This is a genomic window from Pseudofrankia saprophytica (assembly GCF_000235425.2).
GTDB lineage: Bacteria > Actinomycetota > Actinomycetes > Frankiales > Frankiaceae > Pseudofrankia > Pseudofrankia saprophytica.
Genome location: NZ_KI912266.1, coordinates 6677241 through 6691223, shown reverse-complemented (window position 1 = coordinate 6691223; position 13983 = coordinate 6677241). Strand labels below are relative to the sequence as shown.

General features: G+C 70.8%; 12 protein-coding genes. 7 read left to right on the top strand and 5 right to left on the bottom strand.

Features of this window, described 5'->3' with window-relative positions; translation table 11 throughout:
* Positions 1–263 precede the first annotated feature (263 nt).
* The 3 genes from FRCN3DRAFT_RS0228265 to FRCN3DRAFT_RS0228255 form a co-directional block, all read right to left on the bottom strand.
* Positions 264–734, bottom strand: a complete 471-nt coding sequence (locus tag FRCN3DRAFT_RS0228265; protein WP_007519583.1) for a DUF456 domain-containing protein — start codon at positions 732–734, stop codon at positions 264–266.
* 212 nt (positions 735–946) lie between these two features.
* Complete coding sequence (locus FRCN3DRAFT_RS0228260; protein ID WP_007519581.1) at positions 947–2191, bottom strand: ammonium transporter; 1245 nt, start codon at positions 2189–2191, stop codon at positions 947–949.
* Positions 2192–2720: 529 nt separating this feature from the next.
* Positions 2721–3902, bottom strand: coding sequence for an ABC transporter substrate-binding protein (locus FRCN3DRAFT_RS0228255; protein ID WP_007519579.1), 1182 nt, complete (start codon positions 3900–3902; stop codon positions 2721–2723).
* A 716-nt stretch (positions 3903–4618) separates the two neighbouring features.
* On the opposite strand from FRCN3DRAFT_RS0228255, the gene dnaN reads away from it, so the two are divergent.
* Positions 4619–5800, top strand: coding sequence for a DNA polymerase III subunit beta (dnaN, locus tag FRCN3DRAFT_RS0228250; RefSeq protein ID WP_007519578.1), 1182 nt, complete (start codon positions 4619–4621; stop codon positions 5798–5800).
* Here dnaN and FRCN3DRAFT_RS0228245 read toward each other — a convergent pair.
* Positions 5797–6825 (bottom strand): LysR family transcriptional regulator, encoded by a 1029-nt coding sequence (locus tag FRCN3DRAFT_RS0228245; protein ID WP_035925324.1) that lies wholly within the window; start codon positions 6823–6825, stop codon positions 5797–5799. The genes dnaN and FRCN3DRAFT_RS0228245 overlap by 4 nt on opposite strands.
* 128 nt (positions 6826–6953) lie before the next feature.
* Between FRCN3DRAFT_RS0228245 and FRCN3DRAFT_RS0228240 the strand changes: the two genes are divergently transcribed.
* The 3 genes from FRCN3DRAFT_RS0228240 to FRCN3DRAFT_RS0228230 are packed head-to-tail and all read left to right on the top strand — an operon-like array spanning position 6954 to position 10320.
* A complete protein-coding gene (locus FRCN3DRAFT_RS0228240) occupies positions 6954–7625 on the top strand; it encodes a succinate dehydrogenase cytochrome b subunit (RefSeq protein ID WP_483414357.1) in 672 nt (223 codons plus the stop codon).
* 2 nt (positions 7626–7627) lie between these two features.
* A complete protein-coding gene (locus FRCN3DRAFT_RS0228235) occupies positions 7628–9574 on the top strand; it encodes a fumarate reductase/succinate dehydrogenase flavoprotein subunit (RefSeq protein WP_007519572.1) in 1947 nt (648 codons plus the stop codon).
* Entirely contained in the window at positions 9571–10320 is a 750-nt protein-coding gene (locus FRCN3DRAFT_RS0228230; RefSeq protein ID WP_007519571.1) for a succinate dehydrogenase/fumarate reductase iron-sulfur subunit, read from the top strand. The genes FRCN3DRAFT_RS0228235 and FRCN3DRAFT_RS0228230 overlap by 4 nt, the downstream gene beginning before the upstream one ends.
* A gap of 642 nt (positions 10321–10962) precedes the next feature.
* On the opposite strand, the gene FRCN3DRAFT_RS0228225 is transcribed toward FRCN3DRAFT_RS0228230, so the two are convergent.
* On the bottom strand, positions 10963–11175 hold the full coding sequence (locus tag FRCN3DRAFT_RS0228225; RefSeq protein ID WP_027141012.1) for a hypothetical protein: 213 nt from the start codon (positions 11173–11175) through the stop codon (positions 10963–10965).
* Between the two features lie 132 nt (positions 11176–11307).
* On the opposite strand from FRCN3DRAFT_RS0228225, the gene FRCN3DRAFT_RS46765 reads away from it, so the two are divergent.
* From FRCN3DRAFT_RS46765 to FRCN3DRAFT_RS56635, 3 genes are all read left to right on the top strand, one after another.
* Positions 11308–12771, top strand: a complete 1464-nt coding sequence (locus FRCN3DRAFT_RS46765) for an LCP family protein (protein ID WP_157845269.1) — start codon at positions 11308–11310, stop codon at positions 12769–12771.
* A 144-nt stretch (positions 12772–12915) separates the two neighbouring features.
* Positions 12916–13236 (top strand): 4a-hydroxytetrahydrobiopterin dehydratase, encoded by a 321-nt coding sequence (locus FRCN3DRAFT_RS0228215; protein ID WP_007520686.1) that lies wholly within the window; start codon positions 12916–12918, stop codon positions 13234–13236.
* A gap of 313 nt (positions 13237–13549) precedes the next feature.
* Positions 13550–13983: hypothetical protein (locus FRCN3DRAFT_RS56635; RefSeq protein WP_232794178.1), on the top strand; the 434-nt coding region annotated here is incomplete at its 3' end.

Below are 13983 nucleotides of genomic sequence, written 5' to 3'. Positions count from 1 at the left end.
ACGATCGAGTCGGAGCCCGCGCCCGAAGGCCGCACGACAGTGGCGAAGCCAGCGTGGCCGAACGCCCGTCCACAATCCCGGGCCGGGCGACGACCAGCCCGGCAGGGTCATTCTGCCGGGTGGCCGTCACGGCGCTAGCTAGGGTGGCCGTCCACATGCTCAGAGTGACCGGCGTCTCAGGTGGAGTCCCGGGAGCCGCCGCTGCCTACCGTGGATGCCCGTTCGCATCCATGGACGGCCGAGCAAGATCCACGATCATCCGCCTAGAAGACGAGGGCGGCGATGAGCCAGGAGAGCGAGGCGAGGACACCGGCGGCCAGCTCGATGACCATGCCGATGCCGATCGCGACGAGGGCGGCCCAGGTCGAGCCGAGGGCGGCCCGCCAGTCCTTGAGCCGGACCACCTCCGCCAGGTAGATGCCGAGCAGACCGCCAATCAGGACTCCGAGCACCGGGATCACGAAGAAGCCGACGATGGCGCCGGCGACGCCGAGCAGCAGCGTCGTCGGCGGCGCGCCGCGGCCGGCGGTGGCCTTGGCGGGCAGCACGTACTTGGCCACCGTGCCGATGGCGGCGAGCACCACCATCACCGCGAAGACCGCCCAGCGGCCCCCGCCGCCGTCCGCGATGGTCCACCACAGCCCGGCGCCGAGAATGATCAGCAGGCCGGGCAGCACCGGCAGGACGACCCCGACCAGGCCGACGACCATGAGGACGCCGACGACCACCTGCATGCCGACGCTCAACGTGCCTCCTCCTGGGTCAGGGACGGCCCCTCGTCGCTGGCCCGTCGCCCGCGGACCCTACCCGTTCCCATGCGGATGGCCCAGATGGGGCGCCGCGGTCGAAACCGGCCGGCAATCGGCGTCCGGCCGGCCAGGCGGCCGGATGCCTGGCCGGCCGGACGCCTGGCGCCGGCGAGGACGCGAAGCGGTGAGGTGAGAGGTCAGAAGTCGTAGGCCCGCTCGCCGTGCAGGGCGATGTCCATGCCCTCGCGCTCCTCGTCGACGGACAGGCGTATCCGCACGAACATGCGGATCAGATAGCCGATGACGAGGGTGACGACGAATGAGTAGGTGACCACCGCGGCGACCGCGAGCGCCTGTTTGCTGAGCAGGTCGAACCCGCCGCCGTAGAAGGCGCCGTCCTGGCCACCGGTGTCGGACGAGCCCCAGAAGCCGATCAGCAGCGCGCCGAGGCTGCCGCCGACGAGGTGGACCGCGCCGACGTCGAGGGCGTCGTCGATGCCGACCTTGCCCTTGATCCCGGTGACCGATGCGCACACGATGCCGGCGATGAGGCCGATGAAGATCGAGCCCACCGGCGTCACGTATCCGGCCGCCGGTGTGATCGCGACCAGGCCGGCGACCGCGCCGGAGGCCGCGCCCAGGGTGGTCGCGCGCCCGTCACGCAGCTTCTCGGTGAGGATCCAGCCGAGCAGCGCGCAGGCGGTGGCGGTGTTGGTGTTCATGAACGCGAAGCCGGCGAGCTCGTTCGCCTTCAGCGCGGAGCCCGCGTTGAACCCGAACCAGCCGAACCACAGCAGACCCGCTCCGAGCAGCACGAACGGCACGTTGTGCGGCCGGAAGTTGCCGTCCGGCCAGCCGCGCCGCTTGCCGATCACGATGGCGATGGCGATGGCGGCGGCACCGGCGTTGGCGTGTACCACGGTCCCGCCGGCGAAGTCCTCGGCGCCGTGCTCGAACAGCCAGCCGGTCGGTGAGAAGACCCAGTGCGCCACCGGCGCGTACACGAAGACCGACCACAGGATGATGAACGTCGCGAACGGCCCGAAGCGGAACCTGTCCGCCGGGCCGCCGGTGATCAGCGCCGGGGTGATGATGGCGAACATCAGCTGGAACGCGGCGAAGACGATCGGCGGGATGCTCTGCGCGAGCGGGCCGGCGTAGCCGGGGACCTGCTGGTTCATGTGCTGCAGGCCGGCGAAGTGCAGCCCACCGAAGTAGGCATTCTGGCCGCCGAAGGCGATGCTGTAGGTACAGCTCACCCACAGCAGGCTGACGATCCCCATGCAGAAGAAGTTCTGCATCAGCATGCCGAGAACATTCTCTACGCGGACCATTCCGCCGTAGAAGAACGCCAGACCGGGCGTCATCACGAGCACGAGCGCGGAGCTGGCCAGCAGCCACGCGGTGTCGCCGGAGTCGAGCCCGCCGAAGTCGAACGGCATGTCCCGCCTGTCCTGGGGCTTGAGGGGATTCGATAACGGCCGGCCTCCTGGACGGCGCGGTACCGGATCATCACACCGACAGGGGACCCAAGGGGGCAGGTTGCGCATTACCCGTTCCGGTGTGGTGACACTTCCATGTCGGTCGTGTAACGACGGAGATTTGGGCTGGGTGTGGCTTGACCGTCGGTGGGCGGTGTGTATCGCGGGTGGCGTGGTTGCTCGTCGGGTCGGCTGATGGTGAGCTGTGGTCACCGTCCGTGAGGTGATGGGCGAGTGACCCGCGTCACCGAGCGGAGGTTGCGGACGGGTTGTCGCTGGCCGGCGGCGCTTGGTCGCACCCGGCCGTGGGATCGCCACGCAGGGTCAGTGACTCCATCGTCACCGATTGTGTCTCCGTGGCTTCGCTCCGAGCCTCGGCCCGGTTCGCCGATCGCGGACCCGTTCGGCGATCGGCGAACCGGGCACCGTACGTGCCGGGTAGTGCCGGGTAGTGCCAGGTAGTGCCAGGTAGTGCCAGACGTCGGCCGGGTCATCGGGCCACCGGCTGGCCGCACCGGGGGAGTGGGTCCACCGGGGTGAACCGCGTTCCGTCCGCGTTGACCTGGACGAAAGCGAGACAACGGGTGAGTTTGCCGAAATCGGCCCGGAAGTCAATCGGCTGCGTGAGCAGGCCGTCGGCGGTGTAGCCGCGCACCGCCCGCAACGCCGAGATGAAGCCGGCGCGGGTCGGACAGTCGCCCGAGACCTGTAGGCCGCGCAGCATGATGTCGGCCGAGATCCAACCGGACAGGGCCGCCTGCTGGCCGGCCGGCTGCGTCTCGGGGGCATACCGCGCCATCGCCTGCAGGAACTCGCGGTGTGCCGGGCGGGCCGCCTCGAACGGCAGGAAGTCAGCGACGAAGTAGGCGCCCGCGATGATCCCCTTGAACACGTTGAGCATCCGCTCGTCGTAGCCCGCCGGCGAGAGGATCACCTGGAGGTTCGCCTGGGCGCCGCGGGCGGCGAGCACGGCCTGCCCGAACGAGCTGCCGGTGACGGCGCCGATGAGGACGTCCGCGCCGCTGTCCTTGATCTTGCGGCCGAGACCCTCGAAGTTGATCGGTGCCGTCGCGTCCACGGTGGCGACCACCGGGATGCCAGCCGCCTTCAGGCTCGCGGTCAGTTCGGCGGCGAAGTCCAGCGATGTCTCGGTGAACTGGGAGACGACCATGACCGCGCTGTGCCCGCCGTGTTCGGCCACGAAATCGCCGTAGGTGGACACCGATCCCGAGTCGGACAGCAGGTTCGAGTAGCTGAACATGTTGTCGTAGACGGTCCAGGGCTCCTCCAGCGATGTTCCCGTCACCGGTATGCCCCTGCTGTGCAGGAACTCGGCAGATCCGCTGGACGCCGAGGTGGACTCGAGGACGGCGAACACTCCTCGATCGACCAGCGTCGCCGCGCCGGCGAGGTTCGTCTTCGGGTCCGACGCGTCGTCCTCCCAGTCGTAGATCACCTGTCGGCCGTGGACGCCGCCGGCGGCGTTGGCGACGCCGAGCCGGGCGTCCACCCCGGCGCGGAACGGACCGAACAGCGACTGCGCGCTGCCGGAGTCCGGGAAGAGCAGGCCGAGCCGAACCTTGTCGGCGGTGACGCCGGGTGATCCGCACGCGCCGCCCACCTGCGCCGAGCCGGTCTCGCTGGACGTCCCGCAGCCGACGAGGGCGCCCACGGCGGCGAGGAACAGGGCCGCGAGGGCCCGCGCCCGGCGCCGGCGCCCGGGCCGGTGGCTCGCGTCCCGGTGGCCCGGAGGCCGATGGTCCCGAGACCGCCGATCCGAAGTTCGGCGATCAGAGGGCTGGTGGGTCAGGGATCGGGACGGGTGGTCCAGGCTCGTCCTCACGTCCCTCACAATGGCCCGAATCGCGCCATCGCGGTGCGGATCTGTTGGGATCGTGATGGCAGAGGGCCGTCAAGTGGGTCTCTGGTGGTAGTCCTTTGGCTTCTGTCAGCTTCCACGCTGTGATTGAGGAGTGGAACTGGTCGATCGGGGGGACCACGATCAGAGCCTTCGATGGCGACCGTTCCCGATCGTCGGTCGGCGGTCGTCGGCCCGCGTTCCGTCGCCTCCGGCTGCTCTCGGTGGGCTCCCGGCGAGCGACGGCCGAGGCCGCGAGTGCGGATCCACCGCTCTGGCGGGCGTGGTGGGAGCGCGCTGGGTGAGCGAGGTGAGCGCGGTGGCGCAGCGTGGTCACCGTGTACTGCCGGCGACACGGGCGATATACCGGGAAATCGGCTCGTGACGCGTCAGAATTTCACCATGACGGTCAGCTTGACGGCGGCCGCTCTGAGGTTGGCTGCGTGATGACAGCCCAGTCGTGATGACAGCCCGGTGAGGATGGCAGCGTGAGGACGGCACCATGAGGATGACGTCGTGAGGTTGACGTCGTGAGGCTGACGGTGCCGCGCGCGGAGTTCGCGGAGGCCGCCGGCTGGGTGGCGCGCCATCTGCCGGCGCGGACGGCGCCCGGGTCGGCGGTGGGCGGCGGCCTGCTGGTGGACGCCGCGGACCAGCTGACGCTGTCCGCGTTCGACTACCAGGTGGCCGTGACCGCGACCGTCGACGTGGCCGCGGCGGTGCCCGGAAGGGCGCTGCTGCCCGGCCGGCTGGTCGCCGAGATCGTGCGCAGCCTGCCCGACGAGTCGGTGCGGCTCACCGTCGACGAGGGCTGGTTGCTGGTCCGCGCCGCCGGCGCCCACTACCGGGTGCCGACCCTGCCGCTGGACGACTACCCGGCGCTGCCCGCGTTCCCCCCTCCGGTCGGCCAGGTGGACACGCTTGGTTTCGCCGCCGCCGTCAGCCAGGTCGCCCCGGCGGCGGCCAGGGACGAGACGTTCCCGGTGCTCACGGCACTGCGCCTCGAGCTCACCGGTCGGGGCCTCACGCTGGTCGCCACCGACCGCTACCGCCTCGCGGTGCGCGCGATCCCGTGGCAGCCGTCGGTACGGGCGCCCGAGGCGGTGGCGCACGTGCCCGCCCGGATCCTCTCCGATCTCGTCCGCATCCCCACCGCGGCCTCCCGGCTCGCGCTCGGCCTCGGCGCCGACGACGACAGCGGCCCGCGGTTCGGGTTGTCGACCGGGTCGCGCCGGGTGGTGGTCCGGCTCGTCGAGGGCGCGTTCCCGCACTACCGGCGGCTGTTCCCCGACTCGGTCCCACTGGTCGCGAGCGCCCAGATCGCTCCGTTGGCCGCCGCGATCCGCCGGGTGTCCGTCGTCGCGCCGCGCACCGGCCCGGTCGTGCGCGTCACGCTCTCGGGGGGCACCCTCACCGCCGACGTCGGCCCCGACGCGGGCACCACGGCCGAGACCGACTCCGGCCCGCTGGGCCTCGCCTCGGCCACCGACTCGGTGCCGATCGACTACTACGGACCCGACCTGGTGGCCTGGTACAACCCCGGGTACCTGCTGGACGGGCTGGGCGCGATCGACGGCGACGAGGTGACGATCGGCTTCGCCTCCACCGACCCGGCCGAGGCAGCCAGCTCGCCGGCCATCCTCACCGGCAAGGACGACGACGGCTTCCGCTACGTCCTCATGCCGGTCGTCCGCAGCGGCGATCCTGGCTAGTGGCGGTCCTGGTCAGGGCCCGCGTGTCCGAGGGCGTCCGACGGGCCGCCGACCACCTCGGGGACCAGGTCGACCGCCGCGGCCCCGCGATGGATGTTCGGGGCCGGGCGGACGCCCGGGGGGAGCATGTCGGCCGCGGCGGCGTTGGCGACGAAGTCGACGAGGGTCGCGCGCAGCTCGCGGGCTGCCCGCGGCGGCTCGACGTCGCGCCGGTGCGCCAGGCCGATCGTGCGGTGTAGGCCGGGCGGGGCGAACGGCGTCGTCCGCAGCGGCTGGCGGAAGGCCACCATGCTCGGGATGACGGCGATCCCGAGACCGGCCATCACGAACCCGCACACGGCGTCCATCTCCCCGCCCTCGACGGCGAACCGTGGCTCGAACCCGGCCGCCCGGCACGCGCCCACCGTGAAGTCACGCAGGTCGTAGCCCCGGCGGAACATCACCATCGGCCGGTCGCGCAGATCGCCCACCGCCATCAGGGCACCCCGCACCGGCGGCGGGCCGTCGGGGGAGGAGATGACGACGAGGTCCTCCCGCAGCAGCGGCGTCGTCGCCAGCGCCGGGTCGCTGCCCTGCAACGGAAGGATGATCAGCGCGAGGTCGAGCGCGCCGACGGCGAGCTCGCCGACCAGGTCGCGCGAGCCGCCCTCCTCGACGAGCAGCTGGATGCCTGGGTAGCGCTGGCGGAACAACCGCAGCACCTCGGGCAGCATCCCGGTGCACAGGCTCGGGGTGGCGCCGACGCGGACCTTCCCGCGGCGCAGGTCGGTCAGCTCCTGGACCTCGCGGCGGGCGGTGTCGGTATCGGCGAGGATCCGCCGGGCCAGCGGTAGCAGCGCCTCGCCGGCCGCGGTCAGTGTGATATTCCCCCTAGCCCGGTTGAACAGCGGGCTTCCAAGCTCGGTCTCCAACGCCCGGATCTGTGCGGACAGTGACGGCTGGGCTACGTGAACGCGTGTAGCGGCCCTGGTGAAGTGTTTTGTCTCGGCCACAGCGACGAAGTAAGCGAGCTGATGCAACTGCACGCCCAGACGATAGTCCTCGACTATTGACACGAGCACTTTCATGTCTTGGACCGGGGGCTTGACGGTCCGTACGTTGCTCATTCGTGGCAGTAGCGACTCCGGCGACCCAGGTAGGGCGCACCTCGGCCGTGACGACCCTCTGGCGGTCGAACATCGGCAAGAAGGCAGTGATGGCCGTCACAGGCATCATCATGTTGCTCTTCCTGATCCTCCATATGGCGGGCAACCTCAAGATTTTCTTTGGAAGGGACGAGTTCGACTCGTATGCCCACTGGCTGCGGACGATCGGCAGCCCGGTTCTGCACAACGCCTGGTTCCTCTGGATCCAGCGTTTCGTGCTGCTGGTCGCCATCGCGCTGCACGCGATCAGCGCCTACCAGCTGAGCAGGCGGGACCTCAAGGCTCGCCCGGCGAAGTACGCCCACCGGCTGCGCCCGACCGCGAGCTACGCCACCAACACGATGCGCTTCGGCGGCATCATCATCGGCCTGTTCGTGATCTACCACATCCTCGACCTGACCGCGCTGGTCGCGAACCCGAACGGGGTCGAGGGCGAGGCCTACGACAACGTCGTCGCGGACTTCTCGCACTGGTACATCGCGCTCGCCTACATCGTCGCGATGCTCGCCCTCTGCCTGCACATCGCGCACGGCTTCTGGAGCGCGGCGCGCACCCTCGGTGCCGTCACCAGCGCGACCCGGGCCACCGCCTACAAGGCGACCGCCGGGGTCCTCGCCGTCGTGATCACGCTCGGCTTCCTGTCTGTCCCGATCGCCGTCATGGCCGGTTTGGTGGATTGAGCATGTCTGACACGTTCGGATACACCCTCGGCTCGGACCTCGTCGACAAGGCCGCCCCGGACGGCCCGATCGAGACCCGCTGGAGCCGGCGCAAGTTCGAGGCGAAGCTGGTCAACCCGGCCAACCGCCGCAAGCACCGCGTCATCGTCGTCGGCACCGGGCTCGCAGGCGGCTCCGCTGGCGCGACGCTGGCCGAGCAGGGCTACCACGTCATCCAGTTCTGCTTCCAGGACTCGCCGCGCCGGGCGCACTCGATCGCCGCGCAGGGCGGCATCAACGCGGCCAAGAACTACCGCAACGACGGTGACTCGGTCCGCCGGCTGTTCTACGACACGATCAAGGGCGGCGACTTCCGGGCCCGCGAGTCGAACGTGCACCGGCTCGCCGAGGTCTCGGTCCAGATCATCGACCAGTGCGTAGCCCAGGGCGTCCCGTTCGCCCGCGAGTACTCGGGCCTGCTCGACACCCGCTCGTTCGGCGGGGTCCAGGTACAGCGCACCTTCTACGCCCGGGGCCAGACGGGCCAGCAACTGCTGCTCGGCGCCTACCAGGCGCTGTCGCGGCAGATCGACGCCGGCAACGTCGAGATGCACGCCCGTACCGAGATGCTCGACCTGGTCGTCATCGACGGCCGGGCCCGCGGCATCGTCGCCCGCGACCTGGTCACCGGCGAGGTCTCGACCTACCTGGCCGACGCGGTGGTGCTCGCCACCGGCGGCTACGGCAACGTGTTCTACCTGTCGACGAACGCCATGAACTCCAACGCGAGCGCGATCTGGCGGGCACACAAGCGCGGCGCGTACCTCGCCAACCCGTGCTACACCCAGATCCACCCGACCTGCATCCCGCGCTCCGGCGACTACCAGTCGAAGCTCACCCTGATGAGCGAGTCGCTGCGTAATGACGGCCGGATCTGGGTGCCGAAGAACGCGGGCGACACCCGCAGCCCCGACGTGATCCCCGAGGACGAGCGCGACTACTACCTCGAGCGGATCTACCCGGCGTTCGGCAACCTGGTCCCGCGTGACATCGCGTCGCGCGCGGCCAAGAACGTCTGCGACGAGGGCCGCGGCGTCGGCCCCGGCGGGCTCGGCGTGTACCTGGACTTCGCCGACGCGATCCGGCGTCTGGGCGAGGCCAGCGTCCGCGAGAAGTACGGCAACCTGTTCGACATGTACCAGCGGATCACCGGCGAGAACCCGTACAAGGTCCCGATGCGGATCTACCCGGCGATCCACTACACGATGGGCGGGCTGTGGGTCGACTACGACCTGCAGTCGACGATCCCCGGCATGTTCGTGATCGGCGAGGCGAACTTCTCCGACCACGGCGCGAACCGCCTCGGCGCGTCGGCGCTCATGCAGGGCCTCGCGGACGGCTACTTCGTCCTGCCTCCCATGCTGGGCAACTACCTGGCGTCGACCAAGCTGGCCCCGGTCGACGCGTCCGCTCCCGAGGCGGTCGCGGCGCACACCGAGAGCGCCGAGCGGCTCGAGAGGCTGCTCGCCGTGAACGGCGACCGGACCCCGGACTCCTTCCACAAGGAGCTCGGCGAGCTGCTCTGGGACAACTGCGGCATGGCCCGCAACGACGCCGGCCTGCGCAAGGCGCTGGCCCGCATCGGCGAGCTGCGTGAGGAGTTCTGGTCGCGGGTCAAGGTGCCGGGCACGGGCGACGAGCTCAACCAGTCGCTGGAGAAGGCGAACCGGATCCTGGACTTCATCGAGTTCGGCGAGCTGATGTGCCTGGACGCGCTGCACCGCGCCGAGTCCTGCGGCGGCCACTTCCGGGAGGAGAGCCAGACGCCGGACGGTGAGGCGCTGCGCGACGACGACGGCTTCGCCTACGCGGCCGCCTGGGAGTTCACCGGCGTCGGCAGCCCGCCCGTGCTGCACAAGGAAGCCCTCGAGTTCGACGAAGTGCACCTCGCCCAGCGGAGCTACGCATGAAACTCACCCTGCGCATCTGGCGGCAGAGCGGTCCCGACGCGAAGGGCACGCTCGTCGACTACGTGCTGGACGACGTCAGCCCCGAGATGTCGTTCCTGGAGATGCTCGACGTCCTCAACGAGAAGCTCATCCTCGACGGGGACATCCCGGTCACCTTCGACCACGACTGCCGCGAGGGCATCTGCGGCGCCTGCGGCATGGTGGTCAACGGCGCGCCGCACGGTCCGCAGACCCTGACCACCACCTGCCAGCTGCACATGCGCACGTTCTCCGACGGCGACACCATCGTCATCGAGCCGTGGCGGTCGGCGGCGTTCCCGGTGGTCAAGGACCTGATGGTGGACCGGTCGGCGTTCGACCGGATCATCCAGGCAGGCGGCTACGTCAGCGTCACCACCGGCAGCGCGCCCGAGGCGAACACCCAGCTGGTGCCGAAGCCGGACGCGGACCTCGCATTCGAGAACGCCGAGTGCATCGGCTGCGGCGCCTGCGTCGCCGCCTGCCCCAACGGCTCGTCGATGCTGTTCGTCTCGGCCAAGGTCTCGCACCTCAACGTGCTGCCGCAGGGCCAGCCGGAGCGTGAGTCCCGGGTCGTGAGCATGGTCGAGCAGATGGACGTCGAGGGCTTCGGCGGCTGCACCAACACCGGAGAGTGCACCAACGCCTGCCCGAAGGGCATCCCGCAGGCGAGCATCGCCCGGCTCAACAAGGAGTACCTGCGCGCCTCGCTGGGGCGTCGCCGCTAGTACTCCCGCCAGTACCCGCGGCGGCGGCGGGCGCCCGGCCACCGGCCGCCCGCCGCCGCCCGCCGGAACGATCCGGTCACTCTCCGTCGGGTGGTCGGTGCGCTGTCTCCAGGTGGGGCAGCCCGCCAGCCCCCTGCGGGCACAGGGCACGACCGGGCTGTTCCCGTTTGGGACGTTTCACCGGCGGCTACAGTCGGTACAGTCGCGTTGTAGTCGTGTTGAGCGACTTACGAACGTCGAGCGAATTCATCCGTCGCCCATGGCCGCGCGAGCCGCTCCCACGGCCGCGCCCCCGGCGGCACCCTGCGGCTCGGAGGCTGGATCCCGCCAGTGGCGACTGCTCGGTCCGATGGGTCGCCCGGGGCCAGGGACGGGCGAGTCGCGCCTGACGCCGCGGCGGCGGGCCTGGCCGATGGTGTCCGAGGCCGCCGGTGCCGCGCCCCCGCCCCCAGGAGGGGCTTCCCTCGCCCATGAGCGGCTCTCGCCACCTGCGCGGCTTCCGCGCCTGGCCGGCGGCTCCCGAAGGGTACCAGGAGCCGGCCGCGACGGCCGATTCCAAGACGTGCGAACATCCCCGTCGACGCGCCGGCCACGACCGCCCTCCCACGCCCGCGCCGCGGCCTAGCCCAGGGCGGCTCCAGGTCAGCGCGCGGCGCGTCCACCCGGCCGGACCTGCTCGCCAGGCCCGCCGCGGTCGCGGAGCCGGTCGCGGCCGATGCCCACGCTGCGGGCGCGGGCGCCGTCGCCGTCGCCGTCGCCACGGCTGGCGCCGAGGGTGTCGGCCTGGCCGACGAGCCTGCCCTCGCCGACGACGCGGGCGCGGCGCCCGAGGGCCCGGGCGCCGGGCCGGACCACGAAGCCGAGACCGGCGCTGGCGACGGCGGCGACGACTCGGACCTTCCGCCTGGGCTGAGCCCCCGCGGGCCGAACGACGAGCGCCGCCGCCGCGGGCTGTTCGGAGCGCTCTTCCTCGGGCTCGCGGCGATCGTGTCCTGCGCGTTGTTCCTCGTCATCGGTCTCGGCTACGGCGCGACGAAGTACTACGACTCGCGGGTGGACAGGACCGACCTGAGCGACGGCGACGTCGAGGGCACCCGCCCGCCGCGGGTCGCGCATGGCAACGAGGTCTGGCTCCTGGTCGGCTCGGACGTGCGGACCGGCTCGGACGCGGCCGAGGTCGGCGGCGCCCGCTCGGACACGATGATGATCGCCTACCTCGGGTCGAACGGGAAGACGACGCTGGTCTCCATCCCGCGTGACCTGAAGGTGACCATCCCGGCCTACACCGACTCCAAGGGCAAGCGCCACTCCGCGCGCAAGGACCGGGTCAACACGGCGTTCAACCTCGGCGGGCCCGCGCTGCTGCTGCGCACCCTGGAGAACATCAGCGACCTGCGGATCGACCACTTCGCGGAGATCGACTTCAACGGCTTCCGGCAGATGAGCACCGTGCTCGGTGGCGTCGAGGTCTGCCTGGTCAAGGACCGCTTCAGTGAGTACGTGTCCGAGAACGGCCACCGGTCGACCAACCTCAACGACCCGATGTCCGGGTTCGTCGGCCAGGAGGGGACGAACGTGCTGACGGGCGACAACGCCCTCGCCTTCGTCCGCCAGCGGCACGGCTTCGCCAACGGCGACTACTCCCGGATCCAGCGCCAGCAGGCCTTCCTCGCCGCCGTCTTCCGCAAGGCCAAGAGCACCGGCCTGCTCACCAGCCCGGGCAAGGTCACCGGCCTCCTGAACGCCGTCACCAGCTCGATGGTGGTCGACTCGGAGACCGATCTGACGGATCTGAGGGCGCTGGCCGAGCGGATGCAGGGACTGAGCACCGGCCAGGTGCAGTTCACGACGATCCCGCTGTCCGGCGCGACCGGAGGCAACGGGCAGGCCTACTACGCGCTCTACGACCCCGCGATGGTGCGCGGCTTCTTCCATCAGATCGTCGCCGAGAGCGACACCGCCGCGGGCGGCGAGCCACCGACCCCGACTCCCGCCGCCAGCCCGACGCTGGCTCCGAGCCAGGTCCAGGTGACCGTCCTGAACGGCAGCCGCAAGGCCGGGGCGGCCTCGACGGTGGCGAGCAAGCTGCGCGCGGCCGGGTATCAGGTGGTCAAGGTCGACACCGCCGACAGCCGGGACCTGGCCCGCACCGAGATCCGTTATCCCGCGGCCGACGCCGCCGCCGGCAGCCGGCTGCTCGCGGACATCCCCGGCGCTCAGGCCGTGCCGGCCGAGCTCCCGGCGAGCGCGGCCGCGAGTGCCACGGCCGACACGAGCGCGGGCGGGGCCGCCGCCGGCGGGATCACCCTGGTCGTCGGGCAGGACATCGCCGACGGCGACACGACCGTCATCGCCGCCGCGACGGGCGGGTCGTCCAGCGGCGCCACGGCGGCGCCCACGCCGTACTACACCCAGGCGCCGGTCTCGGCCACCGGGCGCTGCATCAAGTAGTGGGCCGGCTCGGGCCGACGCGCCGATGGCCGGTCCGCGCGCCGGGTCCTGGCGTACCTTGTGGTCGCGCACCTACGGCGCAGTCCTGGGGTCCCGAGACCCGTTCCAGGTCGCCATTCCGGGTGTCAGCGGGAGGAGTCCGCGATGGCCGACGTTCCCGACGCGCTGTCCGCCGAGCAGATCGCCGAAGGGCTGCGGGGGCTGCCCGCCTGGTCGCTGGTGGACGGGGCGATCCGCCGCACGGTGACGGCGCCGACCTTCCTCGCCGGCGTCGAGCTGGTCCGGCAGGTCGCCGAGGTGGCCGAGGGCATGAACCACCACCCGGACATCGACATCCGTTGGCGGCGGGTCACGTTCGCGCTCGCGACCCATGACGCCGGCGGCGTCACCTTCCTCGACCTGGAGCAGGCCCGGCTGATCGACGGTCTCGTCGACGAGCTGACCGCCGCCGACGGCGCCTCCTGACGATTCCATCGCTACGCCCCGTCTCGGGGAGGGCGAGGATTCGACCGGGCGATTCGCCGCCGGCCAAGGGATCGCTGGTGGACGAACGGTGATGCCCGTCGGTCATGGCCGACGGTGGACTCTTCGTTGCCGCTTTGTGTGCCAGGTTCTTCACTTTGGGTGAGGAATCTGTTGGCTACGTGGTCGACTAACGACGCTTCGTGTTGGCCGCCAGATCGCCTCTTCGCGTTTCTGTTAACTCCGGGTGACGTCCTCGAATCGCCGTCCACCGCACCCGGGTGCGCACCGCATGTGCCGCTACTGTGAACCGTCTGTGCGGAACCTCTGCGCACAGAATCAACTCAATGAAATGGGCTGGCCGGGGGCGGCCGATCGGGCTGACGGCTGGCGACTGGAAGAGCGGCGCGTGGGGGCGAATATGCGCGAACCAGGGGAGGGGCCCGCCGGGCAAAATGCGGCTCGAGATCAAATCTACACGGATGTGGAATCCAACCAGTACTCCGCTGTAGATAACGGTCTTCGGGATCTGGGCCATGACGGTCTTCAGGATCTCGGCCGTATTGATAGTTCCTTGGGTGGTTCCTCTGGAGCCGGCTCGTCGGCATTCGTCGACATCGGTCTGGAGGATCTCGGTGACACCGGGGGCATTCCTGTGCCCTGGCCGGCCGCGCCGCCGCCGTCGGGCCCGCCGCCCTGGCCGGAGCCCGGCGGGAACCCGCGGCACCGGCACGCGGCACCGGCGGGCGC